This window comes from Streptomyces sp. NPDC056296, from assembly GCF_042268605.1.
In the GTDB taxonomy this organism is placed as follows: Bacteria; Actinomycetota; Actinomycetes; order Streptomycetales; family Streptomycetaceae; genus Streptomyces.
This window is the reverse complement of record NZ_JBHJRX010000082.1, coordinates 1-21,619: the sequence shown is the minus strand read 5'-3', so window position 1 is coordinate 21,619 and position 21,619 is coordinate 1. Positions and strand designations below refer to the sequence as shown.

Below are 21,619 nucleotides of genomic sequence, written 5' to 3'. Positions count from 1 at the left end.
GAAGGTCCATGCTTCAAACACCGAGCGGCGGTGCCGGCCACGGCACCGTCGCCACGGACAGTGGGCTGATGAGCATCGGCGCCGTGCTGAACGCGCTGCGTGACGAGTTCCCCGACGTCACCATCTCCAAGATCCGCTTTCTGGAGTCGGAGGGCCTTGTCGAGCCGCGGCGGACCCCGGCCGGGTACCGCAAGTTCAGCGCGCACGACGTCGAGCGCCTCGGCCAGGTGCTGCGCATGCAGCGGGACCACTATCTGCCGCTGAAGGTGATCCGCGAACACCTGGACGCGATGGAACGCGGCGAGGCCGTGCCGTTGCCGACACTGGGCCGGCAGCGGGACGGGGAGGCCGTACCGGAGCCCGCCGAGGGACCCACGGCGGCCCGGATCGGGCGGGACGAGCTGCTCGCCGCGGCCCGGATCGGCGACCAGGAGCTGAAGGAGTGGGAGTCGTACGGGCTCCTCGCTCCGCTGCCCGACGGGGCGTACGACGCCGAGGCGGTCACCGTGGCCTCCCTGGTGGTTGAGCTGGGGCGGTTCGGTATCGAGCCGCGGCACCTGCGGGTGATGAAGGCCGCCGCCGACCGGGAGGCCGGGCTCGTGGACCAGGTGGTGGCGCCGCTGAAGCGGCACCGCAACCCCCAGACCAGGGCACACGCGGAAGCCCGCACCAAGGAGCTGGCGGGGCTGGCGGTGAAGCTGCACGCGGCGCTGGTGCAGACCGCCCTCGGCGTGCGGCTGCCCTGAAACGGGCGCGCCCGGAGCTCCGAACGCTCACCCAGACCCCGGCCCGACTACCCAAATGTCACGGGCACGGCCTAGGGTTGCTGTGTGAACGAGCTCGATGTCGTAGGTGTCCGGGTCGAGATGCCCTCCAACCAACCGATCGTGCTGCTGCGCGAGGTGGGAGGCGACCGTTACCTCCCCATCTGGATCGGGCCGGGGGAGGCGACGGCGATCGCCTTCGCCCAGCAGGGCATGGCTCCCGCGCGGCCGCTGACCCACGACCTGTTCAAGGACGTGCTGGAAGCCGTCGGCCAGGAGCTCACGGAAGTACGCATCACGGACCTGCGTGACGGGGTCTTCTACGCCGAGCTGGTCTTCGCGAGCGGTGTCGAGGTGAGTGCCAGGCCGTCCGACGCCATAGCGCTGGCCCTGCGCACCGGAACGCCGATCTACGGCAGCGACACGGTGCTCGACGACGCCGGCATCGCCATCCCGGACGAGCAGGAGGACGAGGTGGAGAAGTTCCGCGAGTTCCTCGACCAGATCTCGCCGGAGGACTTCGGGACCAGCAACCAGTGAGGTGCGGGGGACCGGAGCGCCACAGGCGCCGCACGGCCCCTCCGGGCACATTCGGCTAGCCTTTCCCCGCGGTCGGGTACGCGAAACCACTCGTAGGGTGATTATCACTCGGCGTGCCGAGTGTGGCGATCGTTGACGCACCCTTGGTGACTGCCTACCGTCGAGGAGGCAGGTCAAGGACGGAGGTCGGCGTGAGAATCAGCGGCGACGGTACGGCTGGGGGTGGCCCCGGGCAGAGCCTCGGGGCAAGCGGCCCGTACCCTCCCACGAACTCTCGGCTCCGCGCCGGCGGGGGGCATCCCCAGCCCGGTGTGGCGGCCGACCCTGTTCCGCAGCGACCGGCTGCCGTCCCGAGCAGCGGAGGGGCGACGTCCATGACGTCCGAGCAGATCGGCTATCGCGGGCCGACGGCCTGCGCGGCCGCCGGTATCACCTACCGGCAGCTCGACTACTGGGCTCGTACGGGCCTGGTCGAACCCAGTGTGAGACCCGCACACGGTTCCGGGACCCAGCGCCTGTACAGCTTCCGCGACGTGGTCGTGCTGAAGATCGTCAAGCGCTTCCTCGACACCGGGGTGTCACTGCAGAACATCCGCACCGCCGTCCAGCATCTCAGGGAGCGCGGCTTCCGTGACCTGGAGCGGATGACGCTGATGAGTGACGGAGCCACGGTCTACGAGTGCACCTCGCCCGACGAGGTGCACGCCCTGCTCCAGGGCGGTCAGGGCATCTTCGGGATCGCGATCGGCGTGGTCTGGCGGGATGTGGAGAGCGCGCTGTCGCAGCTGCACGGGGAGCGGATCGACACGGGGGAGACCCTGGTCGGGCACAATCCGGCGGACGAGCTGGCGCGGCGGCGCAACCGGGCGGTCTGAACGCCGCCGCACCCGGCACATCCCGTGCTCGGGCGGAGCATTGTCAGTGGCGTAGGGCAGCATCGGAGATGTGAGAACCGCGCCCACGATCCTGCATCTCGACATGGATGCCTTCTTCGCCTCGGTGGAGCAGGCGTCCAAGCCGAGTCTGCGCGGGAAGGCCGTCGTCGTGGGCGGCCTCGGACCGCGCGGTGTGGTCGCCACCTGCTCGTACGAGGCACGGGTCTTCGGCGTCCACTCGGCGATGCCCATGGGGCAGGCCCGGCGGCTGGCCCCCCACGCCGCGTACCTGGTCCCGCGCTTCGAGCTCTACCGGTCGATCAGCGAGCAGGTGATGCGGCTGCTGCGTGGGCTGTCGCCGCTGGTGGAGCCGCTGAGCCTGGACGAGGCATTCGTGGACCTGGAGGCCGGCGGGGCGGCTTGGGACGCGGATTCGGCGAGGCTGGCAGGCACGAAGCTGCGTACGGACATCCGCGCCGTCACCGGCATCACCGGTTCCGTGGGGCTGGCCGCCTCCAAGATGCTCGCCAAGATCGCCTCGGAGGAGGCCAAACCCGACGGGCTGGTCCTGATCCCGCCGGGGACGGAGCGGGCCATGCTGGAGCCGATGACCGTGCGGACGCTGCCCGGCGTGGGACCGACCACGGGAGACCATCTGCGGCGGGCCGGGATCACCACGGTGGGCGACATCGCCGAGGCGGGCGAGGACGAGCTCGTACGGCTGCTGGGCAAGGCGCACGGGCACGCCCTGTATGCCATGGCACTGGCCCGTGACGAGCGACCCGTGGTGGCCGAGCGGGAGACCAAGTCGGTGTCGGTCGAGGACACCTACGACGTGGACATCCACGACCGGGTGCGGGTCGGTGTGGAGGTGGGGCGGCTGGCCGACCGGTGCGTGCGGCGGCTGCGCGGCTCCGGGCTGTCCGGGCGGACCATCGTGCTCAAGGTGCGCAGGTACGACTTCTCCACGCTGACGCGCTCCGAGACGCTGCGTGGGCCCACGGACGACCCGGCGGTGGTGCGGGAGGCCGCGGCCCGGCTGCTGGACTCCGTGGACACCACCGGCGGCGTGCGGCTGCTCGGGGTCGGCGTCAGCGGGCTCGCCGACTACACGCAGGAGGACCTGTTCGCGCAGGCGGCGGGGGAGCGGGTCGACGAAGTCGCCGAGGAGCCCGACGCCGCGCCCGTCCAGGAGGACCGGCCGGCCCTCGCCCCCGAGCGCCGGTGGCCGTCGGGACACGACGTGCGGCACGCCGAGTACGGACATGGATGGGTGCAGGGCAGCGGGCTGGGGCGGGTGACCGTGCGGTTCGAGACGCCGTACTCGGAGACCGGCCGGGTGCGGACCTTTCCGGTGGACGACCCGGACCTGACACCGGCGGAACCGCTGCCGCTGGTCCCGACCGAGCCGCGAAGACCCGGGGAGGGCGGGCCGGCGACCACGGAGGCCGGCCCGGGCCTCGGCGGGGGCACCGACGCGGAGACCGGCCCGGCGGGGCCCGCGCATCTGGCACCCGGCTAGGGCTGGCCGCCGGCTAGGACTGGCCCGGCTGCGGCCTTGTCCCTGTCCGGCGGATGTCCTTCTCCGGCGGATCGGGTCGCAGGAAGTCGGCGGTGGCGGATCAGCGTGGCCGGGGCGGTCGCGGCATGCTCCGCCTGGACTGGCTGGCCGGGCGGCAGGGGCCGTAGGGCCGGATCGTCAGCCCTCCTCCTTGCCCTGGCCCGCCAGCTTGCCGAAGTCGTGGTCGGGGAGCGAGGCAGGGGCGGCGACGTCGAGACCGTAGTGGTGGTAGAGCTGGAGTTCCTGTTCCGGCGAGAGGTGGCGGCCGACGCCGAAGTCGGGGGCCTCCTTGATCAGGGCCCGGTCGAAGGGCACGCGCAAGGTGCCGTCGAGCAGTTCGCTCGGCTCCAGGGGCACGAAGGCGTCCCGGCTGAACAGGCCGGTGCGTATGGCCGCCCACTCGGGGACGCCGGTGGCGTCGTCGAGATAGACCTCGTCGACGGTGCCGATCCGGGTGCCGTTGCGGTCGAAGGCCTTGCGGCCGATCAGGTTGCGCGGGTCGATGTCGGTACGCACGGGGCCCTCCACTTGGTCGCACTGGGGTCGCGCACCAGCCGACCCACCAGCCGCCGAAATCATCCGTAGTACTACAAAAGAGCACATATGGCCGGTCGGCCACTCGAAGGTCCGTGCGTCGACCTCGCTGGTACGCTGGCAAACGGCTGCTGACCCCGCGCGGGAGAGTCCTCCGGACACCACCGGAGGCGCCGAAGGAGCAAATCCTCCCCGGAATCTCTCAGGCTCACGTACCGCACGGACGAGGTCACTCTGGAAAGCAGGGCGGGTGTCGACGGCTTCCGCTCTCACCGACGGTGAAAGCCGGGAGCGCCCTCGGGCCCGCCCGGTGAAGCTCTCAGGTTGAGATGACAGAGGGGGAGGCCGTACGGGTACCCGCGCCGTGGTGCCCCTCGAAGGTCGTCAGACCAGGAGGCCTCCGCAATGACCGCCCATCGCACCCCGCTCTCCGAGCTCGAACAGGCAATGCCGTTCGAGCAGCGCCACATCGGCCCCGACCACGAGGCACGGGCCAAGATGCTCGCGCAGGTCGGTTATGGTTCGCTCGACGAGCTGACGGCCGCCGCGGTGCCGGATGTGATCAAGAACGCCGACGCGCTGGACCTGCCCGGCGCCCGCTCCGAGGCCGAGGTGCTGGCCGAGCTGCGCTCGCTGGCCGACCGCAATCAGGTCCTCGACTCCATGATCGGCCTCGGCTACTACGGCACCTTCACCCCGCCGGTCATCCTGCGCAACGTCATGGAGAACCCGGCCTGGTACACGGCGTACACGCCGTACCAGCCGGAGATCTCGCAGGGCCGCCTGGAGGCCCTGCTGAACTTCCAGACGATGGTCGCCGAGCTGACCGGCCTGCCCACCTCGGGTGCCTCGCTGCTCGACGAGGGCACCGCCGCCGCCGAGGCGATGGCCCTTTCCCGGCGCATGGGCAAGAACAAGAAGGGTCTGTTCCTGGTCGACGCGGACGTCCTGCCGCAGACCATCGCGGTGATCCAGACCCGCGCGGAGCCGACCGGCGTCGAGGTCGTCGTCGCCGACCTGAGTGACGGCATCCCGGCCGAGGTCGCCGAGCGGGAGATCAACGGCGTCCTGATCCAGTACCCGGGCGCCTCCGGTGCCGTCCGCGACATCAAGCCGGTCGTCGACCGGGCGCACGAGCTCGGCGCCCTGGTCACCGTCGCCGCCGACCTGCTCGCCCTGACGCTGCTCACCTCGCCCGGCGAGCTGGGCGCGGACATCGCCATCGGCACGACGCAGCGCTTCGGTGTGCCGATGGGCTTCGGCGGGCCGCACGCCGGCTACATGGCGGTGCACGAGAAGTTCGCCCGCAGCCTGCCCGGCCGCCTGGTCGGCGTCTCCGTGGACGCCGACGGAAACAAGGCCTACCGCCTCGCCCTGCAGACCCGCGAGCAGCACATCCGCCGCGAGAAGGCCACCAGCAACATCTGCACCGCGCAGGTGCTGCTCGCCGTCATGGCCGGCATGTACGCCGTGTACCACGGGCCCGAGGGGCTGCGGGCCATCGCGCGGCGCACCCACCGGTACGCCTCGATCACCGCCGCGGGCCTCGCGGCCGGTGGCGTCGAGGTCGTGCACGGCGCCTACTTCGACACGGTCACCGCGCGGGTGCCCGGCCGGGCCGACGCGATCGTCCACGCCGCCCGCGAGAACGGCATCAACCTGCGGCTCGTCGACGCCGACCACCTGTCGTTCGCCTGCGACGAGACCACCACGCGCGCCCAGGTCGGCGGCGTGTGGAACGCCTTCGGCGTCGAGGGCGACATCGAGGCGCTGGACGCGGCGACCGAGGAGACGCTCCCCGAGGCGCTGCTGCGCACCGACGACTTCCTCACCCACCCCGTCTTCCACCAGCACCGCTCCGAGACCGCGATGCTGCGCTACCTGCGCCGCCTCGCCGACCGCGACTACGCGCTGGACCGCGGCATGATCCCGCTGGGCTCCTGCACCATGAAGCTCAACGCGACGACCGAGATGGAGCCGGTCACCTGGTCCGAGTTCGGGCAGCTGCACCCCTTCGCGCCCGCCGAGCAGGCGCAGGGCTACCTCACCCTCATCCGTGAGCTGGAGGAGCGGCTCGCCGAGGTCACCGGGTACGACAAGGTCTCGCTCCAGCCCAACGCCGGGTCGCAGGGCGAGTTCGCCGGCCTGCTCGCCGTACGCGCCTACCACCGCGCCAACGGCGACGACCAGCGCACCGTCTGCCTCATCCCGTCCTCCGCCCACGGCACCAACGCGGCGAGCGCGGTCATGGCCGGCATGAAGGTCGTCGTAGTCAAGACCGCCGACGACGGCGAGATCGACGTCGAGGACCTGCGCGCCAAGATCGAGAAGCACCGCGACGAGCTGTCCGTGCTGATGATCACCTACCCCTCCACGCACGGCGTCTTCGAGGAGCACGTCGCCGACATCTGCGCCCGGGTGCACGACGCCGGCGGCCAGGTCTACGTGGACGGCGCCAACCTCAACGCCCTGGTCGGACTCGCCAAGCCCGGTCACTTCGGCGGCGACGTCTCGCACCTGAACCTGCACAAGACCTTCTGCATCCCGCACGGCGGCGGCGGTCCCGGCGTCGGCCCCGTGGCCGTACGGTCGCACCTGGCGCCGTACCTGCCCAACCACCCGCTGCAGCCCGCGGCCGGTCCGCAGACGGGCGTCGGCCCGATCTCGGCGGCGCCGTGGGGCTCGGCCGGCATCCTGCCGATCTCGTGGTCGTACGTCCGGCTGATGGGCGGCGAGGGGCTCAAGCGCGCCACGCAGGTGGCCGTGCTGTCCGCCAACTACATCGCCAAGCGCCTGGAGCCGCACTTCCCGGTGCTCTACAACGGCCCCGGCGGGCTGGTCGCGCACGAGTGCATCATCGACCTGCGCCCGCTGACCAAGGCGACCGGCGTCAGCGTCGACGACGTCGCCAAGCGGCTGATCGACTACGGCTTCCACGCGCCGACGATGTCGTTCCCGGTGGCCGGCACGCTGATGATCGAGCCGACCGAGTCCGAGGACCTGGCCGAGCTGGACCGCTTCTGCGAGGCGATGATCGCCATCCGCGCGGAGATCGAGAAGGTCGGTTCCGGCGCCTGGTCCGCGGACGACAACCCGCTGCGGGGCGCGCCGCACACCGCCGGTGCGCTGGGCGGTGAGTGGGACCACGCGTACACGCGCGAGGAGGCCGTCTTCCCGGCCGGGGTTTCCGCCGCCGAGAAGTACTGGCCGCCGGTGCGCCGCGTCGACCAGGCCTTCGGTGACCGGAACCTGGTCTGCTCCTGCCCGCCGCTGGACGCCTACGAGGACTGAGCCGCCGGTACACGAGAGGCTCCGTGCAGGCCCGGAACGGCCTTGCGCGGAGCCTCTCGCCGTGTCTCGTGCCGTGTCTCGTGCCGTGCCTCTCGCCGTGTCTCACGCGGTGGCGAGCGACACCTCCGTCGACTTGACCAGCGCGACGACGGGAACGCCGACGGACAGACCCAGGTCGTCGGCGGCCTCCCTGGTGATCGCCGCGGTCACTTCGGCGCCCTCGACGGCGATCCTGACGGAGGCCATGGCGTCGCCGGTGGTGAGGGCGGTGACCGTACCGGGCAGCCGGTTGCGGATGGACAGGCCCTCGACGCGGCCGGTCGCCACGGACACCTCCGTGGACTTCACCAGGGCGCGGACCTCGGCCCCGGCGGTGAGGGAGAGGTCGTCGGCGGCGTCCCGGGTGATCGCCGCGGTGAGGTCCTGGCCGCCGGAGAGGCGGACCCTGACCGTCGCCATGGCCTCGCCCGGGGTGACGGAGGTGACGGTGCCGGGGAGCTGGTTGCGGATGCTCAGGCTCATGAGGGCACCGTAGCCCGATGCGGGTGTTATGCCGGGTATGCGTGTGTCTGCGTCGCCTTGACCGTCGCCCACACCGGGGCGCCCGGGTGGAGGCCGAGCTCGGCCGCCGCGACCGTGGTGAGGTCGGCGGCGAGCGGGAGTTCGCCGGTGAGGTCCACGCGGATCTGGTCGCCGTGGGTCTCCAGGCCGGCGACCTCGCAGCGCCACAGGTTGCGGGCGCTGGAGCCCGTGGGGCGCTCCCCGTACAGCGTCACGGCGCCCGGCGGGAACGCCACGAAGACCGGACCGGAGATTTCCTCGGTGGTGGTGATGGCGGGACCGGCGTCGAGCCGCACGGTGTGGCCGTCGGCCCGCCCGCGGTAGAGGTTGAGGCCGACCAACTGCGCGATGTAGTCCGTGCGGGGCCGACGGGCGATCTCGGCGGGGCCGCCCTCCTGGACGACCCTGCCGTTCTCGACGACGACCAGCCGGTCGGCCAGCACCATGGCGTCCAGCGGGTCGTGCGTGACCAGTACCGCTACGGCCTCGAACTCGGCGAGATGGCGGCGGAGCTGGGCCCGTACCTCGAGCCGCGTCCGGGCGTCCAGCGCCGCGAGGGGCTCGTCCAGGAGCAGCAGCCGGGGGTTGGTGGCCAGGGCGCGGGCGAGTGCGACGCGCTGGGCCTGGCCGCCGGAGAGGCGGCGCGGCTTGGCGCCCGCGTGGTCGGCGAGGCCCATGCGGTCCAGCCACGCGGCGGCCCGCGCCCGGGCCTCGGCCTTGCTCGCGCCCCGGCAGCGCGGCCCGAAGGCGACGTTGTCGAGCGCGGTGAGGTGCGGGAAGAGCAGGTAGTCCTGGAAGACCACACCGACCGGGCGGGACTCGGGCGGCGTACGGTCGAGCGCGGTGCCGTCGAGGCGCAGCCGGCCGGCCGTGAGCGGTACCAGGCCGGCGAGCGCGCGCAGGGCGGTGGTCTTGCCGGCGCCGTTGGGGCCGAGCAGGGCGACGACGTCGCCGGGCGCGGCGGTCAGCGCGACGTCCAGGTGGAAGGTGCCGCGGTCCACGACGAGCCGGGCGTCGAGGCCGCCGTCGGGCGCGTGACCGTCGGTGGGGTCCATGGCTGTGGTCGGTTCGTCGGTGTGGGTCATGTCGTCCTCGTCCGGCCGGTCGGGCGCCTCGTCCCGGCCGGTCATGATGCCCTCATCCAGCGGTCCCGGAGGCCGGCCAGTACGGCGATGGAGACGGCCAGCAGTACGAGGCTGAGGGCGATCGCCGCCGCCGGGTCGTTCTGCAGGGCGAGATAGACCGCCAGCGGCATGGTCTGGGTCCGGCCCGGGAAGTTGCCCGCGAACGTGATCGTCGCCCCGAACTCGCCCAGCGCACGGGCCCACGCGAGGACGGCGCCCGCCGCGATACCCGGCGCGATCAGGGGCAGCGTGACCCGGCGGAACGCGGTGAAGCGGGAGGCGCCCAGCGTCGTGGCGGCCTCCTCGAAGCGCGGGTCGGCGGCACGCAGGGTGCCCTCCACGCTGATGACCAGGAACGGCATCGCCACGAACGTCTCCGCGAGGACGACGCCCGTCGTCGTGAACGGCAGAGTGATCCCGAACCACGCGTCCAGCCACTGCCCGATGACGCCGTTGCGCCCGAACGCCAGCAGCAGCGCCACGCCGCCCACCACCGGGGGGAGCACGAGCGGCAGCGTCACCAGCGCGCGGACGAAGCCGCGGCCGGGGAACTCCGTGCGGGCCAGCAGCCAGGCCAGCGGCACGCCGACGACCAGGCTCAGCGCGGTCGCCGACGTGGCGCACAGCAGCGACAGCCGCAGGGCCTGCCACACCTCCGGGCTGGCCAGCTGGTCGGGCAGGTCGCGCCACGGTGCCCGCACCAGCAGGGCGATCAGGGGCAGCAGCAGGAAGGCCAGGCCGACGAGGGCGGGCACCAACAGGGGGACCGGCACCATGCGGGCGCGGGTCCTGGGCGCGTCGGTCTTCCTCATGGCGTGCGGAACCCGGCCGCGGTCAGCACCCGCTGTCCCTCGGCGGACTTCACCAGCTCGATGAAGGCCTTCGCCGCGTCGGGGTTGGGAGCCTCCTTGAGGAGGGCGATCGGGTAGTCGTTGACGGCCTTGGCCGACTCGGGGAAGTCGACGCCGGTCACCTTGCCACCGGCCGCCTTCACGTCGGTCTTGTAGACGACGGCGGCGTCGGCCTCGTTCAGTTCGACCTTGGTCAGGGCGGCCTTGACGTCCTGCTCGTACGAGACCGGGGTGAGCCGGAGACCGCCGGCCTCCAGCGCCTTCTGTGCCGCGGCGCCGCAGGGCACCGACTTGTCGCACAGCACGACCTTGAGGCCGGAGTCCGTGAGGTCCTTCAGGGAGGAGATCTCGTCGGGGTTGCCCGGGAGGGTGGCGATCTCCAGCTGGTTGCGCACGAAGGTGGACGGGTTGCCGTCCGTGGCCCCGGCGTCGGTGACGGTGGCCATCGTCCTGGGGCTGGCGGAGGCGAACACGTCCGCCGGGGCGCCGCTGGTGACGCTGGCGGCGAGGGAGTCGCTGCCGGCGAAGTTGAAGGTGACCTCGGTTCCCGGGTGCCGCTTCTCGAACTGCTCGCCGAGCGTCGTGAAGCTCTCCTTGAGCGAGGCGGCGGCGAACACGGTGACCTGGCCGGAGACCTTCGCCGAGGAGGACGACGAGGAACCGGCGGAGTCCGAGTCCGCATCCGAGCCGGGGGACGACGAGCACGCGCTCAGGGCCAGCAGCGCGGCGGCCCCCGCACCGCTCACCCGCAGGCTCCGGCGGATGCGGCGGGTCCTGCACACGGAACGGGTCATCACGGGCCACTCCCTCGGCGTCTGGGCTCTCCCTTGCGCCGATCATACTTCCGCATCTGCGAGGGGTAAGTCTCCTGTCACATCGCATGAGCGAGCCAGTGATGAGAAATAGCTGGCATGTGCGTTCGTACGGGACTGGCGGGGGAGGTGGTGGGTCAGGCCCTGTCGATATGGACGTTCGTCGACTTCACGCGGGCGGTGGCCTCCATGCCGACCTCCAGGCCGAGCTCCTCGACCGCTTCCCGGGTCAGCAGGGAGACGAGCCGGTGCGGGCCGGCCTGGATCTCGACCTGGGCCGCTACGTCGCCGAGCTTGATCGCGGTCACGATGCCGGGGAAGGCGTTGCGGACCGAGGTGTACGGGGTCTCCTCGTCGGCGCCGCCGGACCGGGCCAGGTCGACCGAGAACGCGGCCAGATCGCGCCCGTCGACGAGCCGCCGCCCGCCCTCGTCGCGGTGGGTGGTGATCCGGCCCGCGTCGGCCCAGCGGCGGGCGGTGTCCGGGCTGACGCCGAGCAGCCGCGCCGCCTGGCCGATCGTGTAGGACTGCATGCCGGTCACGATAGGGCGCCGGGAGGAGGTGGTGGTGACGCGGGGCGGACCGTTGGGTATAACGCGATATAGCGTTAGTCTGTGCGGTGACGATGGGGTGTTCGCTCGGGCGCCCCGGGGAGATCGGGGTGGAGCGATGACGGTGCAGCCCTCGCGAGTCGGTGAGTCGCCCGGACTACGGGCCTCGCACGCGGACCGGGACCAGGTCGTGGACGTGCTGAGCGGCGCCGCCGGGGACGGCCGGTTGACCGCCGAGGAACTGGACGAGCGGGTGGGCGCGGCGCTCACCGCGCGGACGCTGGGAGAGCTGGCGGCCCTGACCGCCGACCTGCCGGTGGTGCCGGGCGGGGGCCCGGCCGTCGAGGTGAAGGACGTCGTCCGCATCGAGCAGGAGGGGGCGTCCACCCGGCGTGGCGACGGCTGGGTGGTGCCGCGGCGGATGGAGATCCGGTCGAGCTGGGGCGAGGTGACGCTCGATCTCGACCGTGCCGTGATCACCCACGACACCCTCCACATCGACCTCGACATGCGCGCCGGTGCGCTGAAGCTCGTGACCCGGCCCGGCATCGTGGTGGACACCGACTCGCTGGTGGCGAGCTATGCCGAGGTGAAGACGGCGCGCGCCGTCGACACCGGCGCGCCCGTGGTGCTGCGGGTACGGGTCACGGGAGAGATCAGTTGGGGGAAGGTCGTGGTGCGTTCGGCGCGTCGCAGGTTCGGGAGAAAGGCGTAGGCACGGCTCACCCGGCGGGTCCGCGTACAGGTCACCCGCCCAGCGGCGGTCGTACGGCGTGTCGTGGGGCTGTGCCATGGAGGCGACCGTAGGGACCGCGCGGGCGGCGGGCGGCGGGCGGCGGCGGCGGGCGGAGAGCGGAGAGCGGCGGGCGGATGGTCTTGATGTGGCTCTGACGTGCGCTTCGTCGTTCTTTGCGCCTCCGCGGCGGGCCCGCGCCTCGCGGGCGGGCTGGCGGTCGCCGAGCGCCCCGCTCCGGGCGCCGTAAGAGATCCGTCAAAGGGGCACAGACCACCGTATGGGACCCGTCAACGGTGGTCGATTCCGGTCGTGGCAGGGGCTTTGCTCTAAGCGTCCTAGTCGCAACCGAACCCCACTCCAGGAGCTCACGATGGCCGATCTGGCCTTCGTCGTCACCACGATCGCGGTCTTCGCGCTGGTGGCTCTCGTCGCCAAGGGGGTGACGAAGCTGTGACCGCCGAGAACATAGTCGGCCTGCTCGTGGCCGTCGCCCTGCTGGGCTATCTCGTCCTCGCCCTGATCTTCCCGGAGAGGTTCTGAGAGTACCCATGGGTCCCGTAACCGCAGGCGTGCTCCAGCTGCTCGCCCTCATCGGCGCACTGGCTGTCGTGCACGCCCCACTGGGCAACTACATGGCCCGGATCTACTCCTCCCCCAGGCATCTGCGGGTCGAGAAGTGGATCTACAAGGGCATCGGTGCCAACCCGGACACGGAGATGCGCTGGACCGCGTACCTGCGCGGCGTGCTCGCCTTCTCCATCGCCGGTGTCCTCTTCCTCTACCTGCTCCAGCGCCTCCAGGGCGTCCTGCCGGGCTCGCTCGGCTTCGACTCGGTGGAGCCGGCGCAGGCCTTCAACACCGCCGCGTCCTTCGTGGCCAACACCAACTGGCAGTCTTACTACGGCGAACAGACGATGGGGCACGTCGTGCAGACCGCCGGTCTCGCCGTGCAGAACTTCGTCTCCGCGGCGGTCGGCATGGCCGTGGCCGTCGCGCTCGTCCGGGGCTTCGCCCGCGCGCGCACCGGGGAACTGGGCAACTTCTGGTCGGACCTGGTGCGCGGGGTCACCCGCGTGCTGGTGCCGTTGGCCGTCCTCGGCGCACTCGTGCTGGTCGCCTGCGGAGTCATCCAGAACTTCTCCGGTATCCACGAGGTCGGCCAGTTCCTGGGCGGCCCGCAGCAGTGGAACGGCGGCGCCGTCGCCTCGCAGGAGGTCATCAAGGAGCTGGGCACCAACGGCGGTGGCTACTTCAACGCCAACAGCGCCCATCCCTTCGAGAACCCGACGCCGTTCACGAACCTGTTCGAGATCTTCCTGATCCTGCTCATCCCGGTCTCCCTGACCCGGACCTTCGGCGTCATGGTCGGCTCGGTGCGCCAGGGCTACGCGATCCTCGCGACCATGGCCACCATCTGGGTCGGCTTCGTCGCCCTGATGATGTGGACCGAGTTCGCCCACCAGGGCCCCGCGCTGCAGGCGGCCGGCGGCGCGATGGAGGGCAAGGAACTGCGCTTCGGGGTCGGCGGCTCGTCGATCTTCGCGGTGACCACGACGCTCACCTCCACCGGTGCCGTCGACTCCTTCCACTCGTCGTACACCGGGTTCGGCGGCGGCATCACCATGCTGGGGATGATGCTGGGCGAGATCGCGCCCGGCGGTGTCGGCTCCGGTCTCTACGGCATGCTGATCATGGCGATCATCGCGGTGTTCATCGCGGGGCTCATGGTCGGGCGCACGCCGGAGTACCTCGGCAAGAAGATCGGCCCCCGCGAGATCAAGCTGGCGGCCGTCTACATCCTGATCACGCCGGCGCTGGTGCTGGTGTTCACCTCGCTGTCGATGGCCCTGCCGACGCCGCCGAACTCGATGCTCAACCCCGGCGCCCACGGCTTCTCCGAGGTGCTGTACGCCTTCACCTCCGCCGCGAACAACAACGGCTCGGCCTTCGCCGGCCTGAACGCGAACACCGACTGGTTCAACACCACGACCGGGCTCGCGATGCTGCTCGGCCGCTTCCTGCCGATGGTGTTCGTCCTGGCGCTGGCCGGCTCGCTGGCCGGGCAGCAGCCGGTGCCGGCGACCGCGGGCACCCTGCGCACCGAGAAGCCGATGTTCACCGGCCTGCTGGTGGGCGCGATCCTGATCATCGTCGGTCTCACCTACTTCCCGGTGCTGGCCCTGGGCCCGCTGGCCGAAGGGCTGGCGTGATGACCGCTCGTACACAGAAGCAAGAGGACTCCATGTCCACAGGCACCTCCACCACAGGCACCTCCACCACAGCCACTTCCGCCTCCGGCACAGCCACTTCCACCACAGTCACCGAGAATCGGGCGCCGCACAGCGACGTGCCCACCGGCCGGCCGTCTGCCGAGGACCGTGTCGGCGGGGGGCTCTTCCAGCCCGCGCAGCTGGTCGGATCGCTGCCCGAGGCGTTCCGCAAGCTCGATCCAAGGGCGATGGTCAAGTCGCCCGTGATGTTCGTGGTGTGGATCGGCTCGGTGCTGACCACCGCCTTCTCCTTCACGGACCCCGGGGACTGGTTCGGCTGGACCATCAGCGCCTGGCTCTGGCTGACCGTGCTCTTCGCCAACCTGGCGGAGGCCGTCGCCGAGGGCCGGGGCAAGGCCCAGGCCGACACGCTGCGCAGGGCCAAGACCGGCACGGTCGCCCGCCGGGTGGACGGGAGCACGGTCCCCGGCACCGAGCTGGGCGTCGGCGACCTGGTGGTCTGCGAGGCCGGGGACGTCATCCCGGGCGACGGCGACGTCGTCGAGGGTGTCGCCTCGGTCGACGAGTCGGCCATCACCGGCGAGTCGGCGCCCGTCATCCGCGAGTCGGGCGGCGACCGCAGCGCCGTCACCGGCGGGACGAAGGTCCTCTCCGACCGCATCGTCGTCAGGATCACCACGAAGCCGGGCGAGACCTTCATCGACCGGATGATCAACCTGGTCGAGGGCGCGGCACGGCAGAAGACGCCGAACGAGATCGCGCTGAACATCCTGCTCGCCTCGCTCACCATCGTCTTCCTGCTGGCCTGCGCCACCCTGACGCCGTTCGCGGACTACGCGGGCACCGAACTGACGATGGTCGTCCTGGTGGCGCTGCTGGTCTGCCTGATCCCCACCACGATCGGCGCCCTGCTCTCCGCGATCGGCATCGCGGGCATGGACCGCCTGGTCCAGCGGAACGTGCTGGCCATGTCGGGCCGTGCCGTCGAGGCGGCCGGTGACGTCTCCACGCTGCTGCTGGACAAGACCGGCACGATCACGCTCGGCAACCGGCAGGCGGCCGAGTTCGTGCCGGTGCGCGGTACGACGGAGGCGCAGGTGGCGGACGCCGCCCAGCTCTCCTCACTGGCCGACGAGACGCCCGAGGGCCGCTCGGTCGTCGTCCTCGCCAAGGAGAGGTACGGGCTGCGCGAGCGGCACCAGGGCGAGCTGACCGGCGCCGAATGGATCGCGTTCACCGCACAGACCCGCATGTCCGGCGTCGATGTCGACGGCCGGAGGATCCGCAAGGGAGCGGCCGGTTCGGTGACCGCCTGGGTGCGCGAGCACGGCGGCGAGGTCGCCGAGGACACCGAGCGGCTGGCCGACGGCATATCGGAGGCGGGCGGTACACCACTGCTGGTCGCCGTCGAGGACGGTGACGGGGCCCGCGTCCTCGGGGTGATCCACCTGAAGGACGTCGTCAAGCAGGGCATGCGGGAGCGGTTCGAGGAACTGCGGGGCATGGGCATCAAGACCGTCATGATCACGGGCGACAACCCGCTGACGGCCAAGGCGATCGCCGACGAGGCAGGTGTCGACGACTTCCTCGCCGAGGCCACGCCCGAGGACAAGATGGCCCTGATCAAGCGCGAGCAGGCCGGCGGCAAGCTGGTCGCGATGACCGGCGACGGCACCAACGACGCGCCCGCGCTCGCGCAGGCCGACGTCGGGGTGGCGATGAACACCGGCACGTCGGCGGCCAAGGAGGCCGGCAACATGGTCGACCTCGACTCCAACCCGACCAAGCTCATCGAGATCGTCGAGATCGGCAAGCAGCTCCTCATCACGCGGGGCGCGCTCACCACGTTCTCCATCGCCAACGACGTCGCCAAGTACTTCGCGATCATCCCGGCGCTGTTCGCGGCGGTCTACCCAGGCCTGGACAAGCTCAACATCATGCGCCTGTCCTCGCCGGACTCGGCGATCCTGTCGGCGGTCGCCTTCAACGCGCTGATCATCGTCGTGCTGGTGCCGCTCGCCCTGCGCGGCGTGCGCTACAAGCCGATGAGCGCGGACCGGATGCTCCGGCGCAACCTCGCGGTCTACGGCCTCGGCGGACTGGTCGCCCCCTTCGTCGGCATCAAGATCATCGACATGCTCCTCTCCCTCATCCCCGGAATCGGTTGACCGCCATGAACAACTCGGTATCGAACACCGCCCGGTTGCTCGGAGCCGGCCTGCGCGCCCTCCTCGTGCTGACCCTGGTCACGGGCGTCGCCCAGGCGCTGTTCAACGGCAAGGCGAACGGCTCGGAAGTCTCGGCGGACGGCCGCGTCGTGGGATCCTCGCTGATCGGGCAGTCGTACAACCTGCCGCTGGAACCGGGGCAGGAGACTCCGGAACCCGACCTGAAGTGGTTCCAGGGCCGCCCGGCCAACGGTCTGGGGGAGAACACCCTCAACACCCAGTACCGCCTGATCCTGTCCGGTGCCACCAACCTGGCCGCCGACAACCCGGAGCTCGTCGAGCAGGTGAGGGCGGCGCAGGCCGCCGTCATCAAGGACAACTCGGTCCCCGGCCACCCCGTCGAGCGGTCCGACATCCCCGCCGACGCGGTGACCTCCTCCGGCTCGGGGCTGGACCCGGACATCTCGCCGGACTACGCCGGGCTGCAGGTTCCCCGGGTCGCCGAGGAGAACGGCCTGGCCGTCGCGAAGGTACGGGAGCTCGTCGACCGGCACACCGAGGGCCGCACCCTCGGTTTCATCGGCGAGCCGCGGCTCAACGTCCTCGAACTGAACATCGCCCTCAAGGAGCTCGTGACGAAGAGCTGAGTGCTCCCGCTCGCACGCCCCGGAACACGCGTCGGGGCCGGTTCGCAGATGACGCCTGCGGGCCGGCCCCGTGGATCACCGGGCGGAATGGGGTCACCCCGCCCGGCCTGTGCTCAGGCGGCGGACATCAAACCCGCACCGACAGGGCGGTGCGGGGCGATGACCTGGCCGTCCGGCAGGAGCTCACCGGTGTCCTCGAAGAGGACGACGCCGTTGCACAGCAGGCTCCAACCCTGCTCCGGGTGGTGCGCCACGAGGCGGGCGGATTCCCGGTCGGCGGAGTCGACTGAAGGGCACGGTGGCTGGTGCTGGCACATGAGTGGGGTCTCTCGGTCTGTTGAGTCGGGTGAGATCGCTGTCTTGTCTGTCCCGCGGCGTGAAGCTTCGTTCATGGCCGCCCCCCGTTGTTAAGTCGGTCCGAACCCAGTGTTGCCCCACGGGCCTCGATCCGCAGGTATTTCGCAGCACCGCTTCTCACAGGTTGATGACGCGTCACCCACGCGGACGGTTCATCTCAACTGCACTGTCACTTCGGATGGTTCGGCATGGCCCTATGGGGCTAGTCCGCTCGGGTCGGGAGGCGGCCGGCCGGCGAGGGGCGGTCAGGCGGGGGAGCGCAGCAGACGTGTCGGCGTCACCCGGAGTGTGAGGACCGGCAGCAGCTCGGCGACCCGGTGCGGCCGGTGGGCCGCGATGCCGGGAGGGGCCGGCGCCAGCGGCACCAGCAGGTCGGTGGCCGCGGGGTGTCCGGCGGCGGCGTCCGCGGTGCGGTCGCCGTGCAGCCACAGGGTGAGCATGTAGAGCCCGGGGACCGACAGCAGACGCGGCTGGTAGGCCTGGGGCACCGACTCGGCCTGGCGCAGCGCGAGCTCGGTCGAGGCGACGTAGGGGCCCTCGAAGAAGTGCGAGAACGCCCATCCGTCGGGGGTCAGCATGGTCTCCGCCGCCGCCACCGCGCGGTCGCCGCAGCGGATCAGGAACCGCCACCCGGTCAGCCGCGTCACCGCCACGCCTTCCGCCGTGATGCGCTCCAGTACGTGCACGGGCAGCGGCAGTTCGGGCGTGGCGGGTCCCTGGGCGCCGAGCAGGGACGGGGTCCGGGCCTCGCGGACCGCGGTAGGAGACGAGAGGGCGGTGAGGACGGAGCGCAGGGCGGGCGCGGGAGCCGGGGGGACATGCAGGGGCATGATGGGTCGCCTCTCATTCGAAGGCACGGTGGCGCGAGGGCGGAGCGGGGGCGGACGACGCTGTCAGCTCACGGGGCTGGGGAGGCAGAGGCCGGGGTCCGGGAACCGAGAAGGGGGTGAGGCCTGCCGCGCGTCAGCTCGACGGCAGGATCCATCGACCGTGGGCGCCGGTCATCTGCCTTGTCCGCGGAGTTTATACGACATGTGTTCAGACTGTGTTTCGACTAGCCGATTCCGGCAACCAGTACAAGGTTGCATTCGGCCGTCGATATGCGGGAATCATCCGGATTTCGCGCCGGGTGTGCGACGGTGACCTCGGGGAATGTTCACCGAGCGGTCGGCCAATTGTCGTCGGCGATTTTCACGACTTCCCGGCCTGGAAACTGCTCGACGCGACATGCCCGCTGAATGTGCCACCGGTCACATCGGCACAGCGTAGCGGGTGCCGGGCCGGTGCGGGGACGTTATCGATCGCTTCGGCTGGGCATCATCCCACCTGACCGGTCCCCGGCGGCCGGATCTTCGAATCACCGCTCCGAGAAGGGACTCTTCCATGGGGGAGAAGGTCGTGGCAGGTCAGTTCGACCTGTCCGATCGCCAGCGCTACCGCGAGAAGCTCCAGCGGTGCCTGACGGGCCTGGAGCGACTTCTGGCGGAGAAGCGGTTCGACCGCCCGAAGAACCTGATGGGGCTGGAGATCGAATTGAATCTCGTCGGTGCCGACGGGATGCCGAAAATGTTGAATGCGCAAGTCCTTGAGCGCATCGCGAGTCGCGACTTCCAAACAGAACTCGCCATGTTCAACCTGGAAGTCAACATCGCTCCACACCGGTTGGGCGGTCGGGTATTCGACCGTCTGGCGGAGGAGATCCGTACGTCACTGGCATATGCGGACCGCAAGGCCGGCGAGGTCGACGCGGGGATCGCGATGATCGGCATTCTGCCGACGCTGGACCGGGACGATCTGGTCTCGTCCAATCTCTCCGCCGTCGACCGCTACGCCCTCCTCAACGAGCAGATCGTGGCCGCCCGCGGCGAGGACTTCACCCTCGACATCGAGGGTGTCGAGCGCCTGACCTGCACCTCCAAGTCCATCGCTCCCGAGGCCGCCTGCACCTCGGTGCAGTTGCACCTCCAGGTCACCCCGGACCGCTTCGCGGACGTGTGGAACGCGGCTCAGGCGGTCACCGCCGCGCAGATCGCCGTCGGCGCCAACGCGCCCTTCCTCTTCGGCCGCGAGCTGTGGCGCGAGTCGCGGCCCCCGCTGTTCCAGCAGTCCACCGACACCCGCCCGCCCGAGCTGCAGGCCCAGGGCGTCCGGCCGCGCACCTGGTTCGGTGAGCGGTGGGTGACCTCGGCGTACGACCTGTTCGAGGAGAACCGGCGCTATTTCCCGGCGCTGCTGCCGATCTGCGACGACGAGGACCCGCTGGAGGTCCTGGACGCGGGCGGCGTGCCCTCGCTCTCCGAACTCGTCCTGCACAACGGCACGATCTACCGCTGGAACCGCCCGGTCTACGACATCGCCGACGGCGTCCCGCACCTGCGCGTGGAGAACCGCGTCCTGCCCGCCGGGCCCACCGTCACCGATGTCATCGCCAACGCGGCCTTCTACTACGGCGTCGTGCGCGCGCTCGCCGAGGAGCCGAGGCCGCTGTGGACCCGGCTGCCGTTCGAGGCCGCCGCCGCCAACTTCGAGGCGGCGTGCCGCCATGGCATCGACGCCCGCTTCGAGTGGCCCAGGCGCGGCCGGCTGGGCGGCACCACCGAGGTCGACGCCGCCGTCCTCGTACGCGACGAACTGCTGCCGCTCGCCGAGGCCGGTCTCGACGCGTGGGGCGTGGAGCCCGCCGACCGGGACCTGTACCTCGGTGTGATCGAGGAGCGGTGCCGGCGCCGGGTCAACGGCGCGTCCTGGCAGGCGGCCACGTTCCACCGGGCGCTGGAGGCCGGGCTGTCCCGGGAGGCCGCGCTGGCCGCAACGACCCGCCGCTACGTCGAGCTCATGAACGAGGGCGATCCCGTGCACCTGTGGCCGGTGGGCCTGCCGGAGCCGGCGCCGCTGGGCTGAGACCCATCGGGACCGGGGAAGGGCCGGGCGGGCGTCGGGCGTCGGCGAGTACCGGCGTCGGACAGTGCCGGCGCCGGACCGCGCCGGGGCCGCCCCCGCCGCGCGTCGCCTCATACTGATCGGGCAAGCTGTGACGTCCAGCTGGAGGCAGGTGTGCATGGCGGAGGCGGGCCCGGTGGACGATTCGTTCCCTCAGATGCGTCAGGAGCGGCTTCCGCGAAGGGTCCTGCGTGACGAGACGCTGCTCGTCCTGGCGTTGTCGCTCGGCGCCAGCGGGGTGTCCGCCCTCATCAGCTTCATCGGCTCGGTCACCCGGCCCGGCGGGCTCAAGGACCAGGCGGCCACCCTCAACGCCTCCGCCGCGCCCGGCCGTCCCTGGCTGGACCTGGCCTGGCAGCTCTTCGGGATCACCACGGCGCTCGTCCCGGTCGCCATGGTCGCGCACTTCCTGCTGCGGGAGGGGCGCGGCCTGCGCACCCTCGGCTTCGACCGCACCCGTCCATGGCCGGACCTGGGCCGCGGTGCCGCCCTGGCCGCCGTCATCGGCAGCACCGGCATCGCCTTCTACCTGGCCGCCCGCGGCCTCGGCTTCAACCTCACCGTGGTGCCCGAGGCACTGCCGGAGGTGTGGTGGAAGTACCCCGTACTGATCCTCTCGGCGGTGCAGAACTCCGTCCTGGAGGAGGTCATCGTCGTCGGCTACCTGCTGCGCCGGCTCGACCAGCTCGGCTGGAGCCCGGGCGCGTCGCTCGCCGCCAGTTCGGTACTGCGCGGGTCGTACCACCTCTACCAGGGCATCGGCGGCTTCATCGGCAACATGGTGATGGGCGTCGTGTTCGTGTACCTGTACCGCCGGTGGGGGCGCGTGGGCCCGCTGGTGGTGGCGCACTCGCTGCTCGACATCGGTGCCTTCGTGGGCTACGCGCTGCTGGCGGGGAAGGTCGACTGGCTGCCGACGGCGTGACGGGGAGGGAACGGTGGGGAGCCTTTCGCCGCGCCCTCTCCACCCGGACGACGCCCCCTAGGTGTACTGCCCAGGGACGTTGGTCAACCTGGTGACGGGTGGTTTGCCGCCGGTTGCGGTGTGGGGGCGGTGGTGATTGTAGTGATGGAGC

20 protein-coding genes and 1 riboswitch are annotated in these 21,619 nt (G+C 71.1%); of the genes, 12 read left to right on the top strand and 8 right to left on the bottom strand.

Going from position 1 to position 21,619, the window contains the following annotated elements:
* Window positions 1–8: 8 nt before the first annotated feature.
* The 4 genes from ACFCZF_RS37385 (at window position 9) to ACFCZF_RS37370 (ending at window position 3,701) form a co-directional block, all read left to right on the top strand.
* Window positions 9–746: a MerR family transcriptional regulator gene (locus tag ACFCZF_RS37385; protein WP_376675451.1), complete on the top strand. Its 738-nt coding sequence runs from the start codon at window positions 9–11 to the stop codon at window positions 744–746.
* A gap of 84 nt (window positions 747–830) precedes the next feature.
* A complete protein-coding gene (locus ACFCZF_RS37380) occupies window positions 831–1,304 on the top strand; it encodes a bifunctional nuclease family protein (RefSeq protein ID WP_030189411.1) in 474 nt (157 codons plus the stop codon).
* Window positions 1,305–1,495: 191 nt separating this feature from the next.
* Complete coding sequence (locus ACFCZF_RS37375; RefSeq protein WP_375905333.1) at window positions 1,496–2,179, top strand: MerR family transcriptional regulator; 684 nt, start codon at window positions 1,496–1,498, stop codon at window positions 2,177–2,179.
* A 70-nt stretch (window positions 2,180–2,249) separates the two neighbouring features.
* Window positions 2,250–3,701 carry a DNA polymerase IV gene (locus ACFCZF_RS37370; RefSeq protein WP_376675450.1) on the top strand — a complete coding sequence of 484 codons (1,452 nt, stop codon included), beginning with the start codon at window positions 2,250–2,252 and terminating at the stop codon, window positions 3,699–3,701.
* Between the two features lie 177 nt (window positions 3,702–3,878).
* Here the strand turns inward: ACFCZF_RS37370 and ACFCZF_RS37365 are convergent, their stop codons facing one another.
* Window positions 3,879–4,256, bottom strand: a complete 378-nt coding sequence (locus ACFCZF_RS37365; protein WP_376675449.1) for a PRC-barrel domain-containing protein — start codon at window positions 4,254–4,256, stop codon at window positions 3,879–3,881.
* Window positions 4,257–4,406: 150 nt separating this feature from the next.
* Window positions 4,407–4,502, top strand: a riboswitch (glycine riboswitch).
* Between the two features lie 177 nt (window positions 4,503–4,679).
* Here ACFCZF_RS37365 and gcvP point away from each other — a divergent pair.
* The gene (gene gcvP, locus ACFCZF_RS37360) at window positions 4,680–7,565 is read left to right on the top strand and encodes an aminomethyl-transferring glycine dehydrogenase (protein WP_376675448.1); all 2,886 of its coding nucleotides are present in this window, start codon (window positions 4,680–4,682) and stop codon (window positions 7,563–7,565) included.
* Between the two features lie 102 nt (window positions 7,566–7,667).
* On the opposite strand, the gene ACFCZF_RS37355 is transcribed toward gcvP, so the two are convergent.
* The 5 genes from ACFCZF_RS37355 to ACFCZF_RS37335 form a co-directional block, all read right to left on the bottom strand.
* Window positions 7,668–8,087 (bottom strand): molybdopterin-binding protein, encoded by a 420-nt coding sequence (locus tag ACFCZF_RS37355; protein WP_376675447.1) that lies wholly within the window; start codon window positions 8,085–8,087, stop codon window positions 7,668–7,670.
* A 26-nt stretch (window positions 8,088–8,113) separates the two neighbouring features.
* Window positions 8,114–9,181: an ABC transporter ATP-binding protein gene (locus ACFCZF_RS37350; RefSeq protein WP_376675456.1), complete on the bottom strand. Its 1,068-nt coding sequence runs from the start codon at window positions 9,179–9,181 to the stop codon at window positions 8,114–8,116.
* Window positions 9,182–9,252: 71 nt separating this feature from the next.
* Window positions 9,253–10,062, bottom strand: coding sequence for a molybdate ABC transporter permease subunit (gene modB, locus ACFCZF_RS37345; RefSeq protein WP_376675446.1), 810 nt, complete (start codon window positions 10,060–10,062; stop codon window positions 9,253–9,255).
* Entirely contained in the window at window positions 10,059–10,895 is an 837-nt protein-coding gene (gene modA / locus ACFCZF_RS37340; RefSeq protein WP_376675445.1) for a molybdate ABC transporter substrate-binding protein, read from the bottom strand. The genes modB and modA overlap by 4 nt, the downstream gene beginning before the upstream one ends.
* Before the next feature lie 155 nt (window positions 10,896–11,050).
* On the bottom strand, window positions 11,051–11,446 hold the full coding sequence (locus ACFCZF_RS37335) for a helix-turn-helix transcriptional regulator (protein WP_310874412.1): 396 nt from the start codon (window positions 11,444–11,446) through the stop codon (window positions 11,051–11,053).
* Between the two features lie 136 nt (window positions 11,447–11,582).
* On the opposite strand from ACFCZF_RS37335, the gene ACFCZF_RS37330 reads away from it, so the two are divergent.
* From ACFCZF_RS37330 to ACFCZF_RS37310, 5 genes are all read left to right on the top strand, one after another.
* Window positions 11,583–12,179: a DUF1707 domain-containing protein gene (locus ACFCZF_RS37330; protein ID WP_376675444.1), complete on the top strand. Its 597-nt coding sequence runs from the start codon at window positions 11,583–11,585 to the stop codon at window positions 12,177–12,179.
* Between the two features lie 471 nt (window positions 12,180–12,650).
* Window positions 12,651–12,740 (top strand): K(+)-transporting ATPase subunit F, encoded by a 90-nt coding sequence (gene kdpF / locus ACFCZF_RS37325; RefSeq protein ID WP_109004339.1) that lies wholly within the window; start codon window positions 12,651–12,653, stop codon window positions 12,738–12,740.
* An 8-nt stretch (window positions 12,741–12,748) separates the two neighbouring features.
* Window positions 12,749–14,410 (top strand): potassium-transporting ATPase subunit KdpA, encoded by a 1,662-nt coding sequence (kdpA, locus tag ACFCZF_RS37320; RefSeq protein WP_376675443.1) that lies wholly within the window; start codon window positions 12,749–12,751, stop codon window positions 14,408–14,410.
* A complete protein-coding gene (gene kdpB / locus ACFCZF_RS37315) occupies window positions 14,410–16,599 on the top strand; it encodes a potassium-transporting ATPase subunit KdpB (protein WP_376675442.1) in 2,190 nt (729 codons plus the stop codon). The genes kdpA and kdpB overlap by 1 nt, the downstream gene beginning before the upstream one ends.
* Before the next feature lie 5 nt (window positions 16,600–16,604).
* The gene (locus tag ACFCZF_RS37310; RefSeq protein WP_376675441.1) at window positions 16,605–17,246 is read left to right on the top strand and encodes a potassium-transporting ATPase subunit C; all 642 of its coding nucleotides are present in this window, start codon (window positions 16,605–16,607) and stop codon (window positions 17,244–17,246) included.
* A gap of 113 nt (window positions 17,247–17,359) precedes the next feature.
* Here the strand turns inward: ACFCZF_RS37310 and ACFCZF_RS37305 are convergent, their stop codons facing one another.
* Window positions 17,360–17,563, bottom strand: a complete 204-nt coding sequence (locus ACFCZF_RS37305; RefSeq protein WP_121745797.1) for a DUF5999 family protein — start codon at window positions 17,561–17,563, stop codon at window positions 17,360–17,362.
* 285 nt (window positions 17,564–17,848) lie between these two features.
* Entirely contained in the window at window positions 17,849–18,433 is a 585-nt protein-coding gene (locus ACFCZF_RS37300) for a hypothetical protein (protein ID WP_375905367.1), read from the bottom strand.
* A 553-nt stretch (window positions 18,434–18,986) separates the two neighbouring features.
* Between ACFCZF_RS37300 and ACFCZF_RS37295 the strand changes: the two genes are divergently transcribed.
* Both ACFCZF_RS37295 and ACFCZF_RS37290 read left to right on the top strand, forming a co-directional pair.
* A complete protein-coding gene (locus ACFCZF_RS37295; RefSeq protein WP_376675440.1) occupies window positions 18,987–20,504 on the top strand; it encodes a glutamate--cysteine ligase in 1,518 nt (505 codons plus the stop codon).
* A 157-nt stretch (window positions 20,505–20,661) separates the two neighbouring features.
* A complete protein-coding gene (locus ACFCZF_RS37290; protein ID WP_376675439.1) occupies window positions 20,662–21,468 on the top strand; it encodes a CPBP family intramembrane glutamic endopeptidase in 807 nt (268 codons plus the stop codon).
* Window positions 21,469–21,619: the final 151 nt, after the last annotated feature.

Excerpts from the sequence above, each read along its gene's own strand:
- modA (WP_376675445.1), bottom strand. The coding sequence starts at position 10,895 with ATGACCCGTTCCGTGTGCAGGACCCGCCGCATCCGCCGGAGCCTGCGG.
- kdpB (WP_376675442.1), top strand. The coding sequence starts at position 14,410 with ATGACCGCTCGTACACAGAAGCAAGAGGACTCCATGTCCACAGGCACC.
- ACFCZF_RS37335 (WP_310874412.1), bottom strand. The coding sequence starts at position 11,446 with ATGCAGTCCTACACGATCGGCCAGGCGGCGCGGCTGCTCGGCGTCAGC.
- gcvP (WP_376675448.1), top strand. The coding sequence starts at position 4,680 with ATGACCGCCCATCGCACCCCGCTCTCCGAGCTCGAACAGGCAATGCCG.
- kdpA (WP_376675443.1), top strand. The coding sequence starts at position 12,749 with ATGGGTCCCGTAACCGCAGGCGTGCTCCAGCTGCTCGCCCTCATCGGC.
- ACFCZF_RS37355 (WP_376675447.1), bottom strand. The coding sequence starts at position 8,087 with ATGAGCCTGAGCATCCGCAACCAGCTCCCCGGCACCGTCACCTCCGTC.
- ACFCZF_RS37290 (WP_376675439.1), top strand. The coding sequence starts at position 20,662 with ATGGCGGAGGCGGGCCCGGTGGACGATTCGTTCCCTCAGATGCGTCAG.
- ACFCZF_RS37350 (WP_376675456.1), bottom strand. The coding sequence starts at position 9,181 with ATGGACCCCACCGACGGTCACGCGCCCGACGGCGGCCTCGACGCCCGG.
- ACFCZF_RS37305 (WP_121745797.1), bottom strand. The coding sequence starts at position 17,563 with ATGTGCCAGCACCAGCCACCGTGCCCTTCAGTCGACTCCGCCGACCGG.
- ACFCZF_RS37385 (WP_376675451.1), top strand. The coding sequence starts at position 9 with ATGCTTCAAACACCGAGCGGCGGTGCCGGCCACGGCACCGTCGCCACG.
- ACFCZF_RS37295 (WP_376675440.1), top strand. The coding sequence starts at position 18,987 with ATGGGGGAGAAGGTCGTGGCAGGTCAGTTCGACCTGTCCGATCGCCAG.
- ACFCZF_RS37310 (WP_376675441.1), top strand. The coding sequence starts at position 16,605 with ATGAACAACTCGGTATCGAACACCGCCCGGTTGCTCGGAGCCGGCCTG.
- ACFCZF_RS37330 (WP_376675444.1), top strand. The coding sequence starts at position 11,583 with ATGACGGTGCAGCCCTCGCGAGTCGGTGAGTCGCCCGGACTACGGGCC.
- modB (WP_376675446.1), bottom strand. The coding sequence starts at position 10,062 with ATGAGGAAGACCGACGCGCCCAGGACCCGCGCCCGCATGGTGCCGGTC.
- ACFCZF_RS37300 (WP_375905367.1), bottom strand. The coding sequence starts at position 18,433 with ATGCCCCTGCATGTCCCCCCGGCTCCCGCGCCCGCCCTGCGCTCCGTC.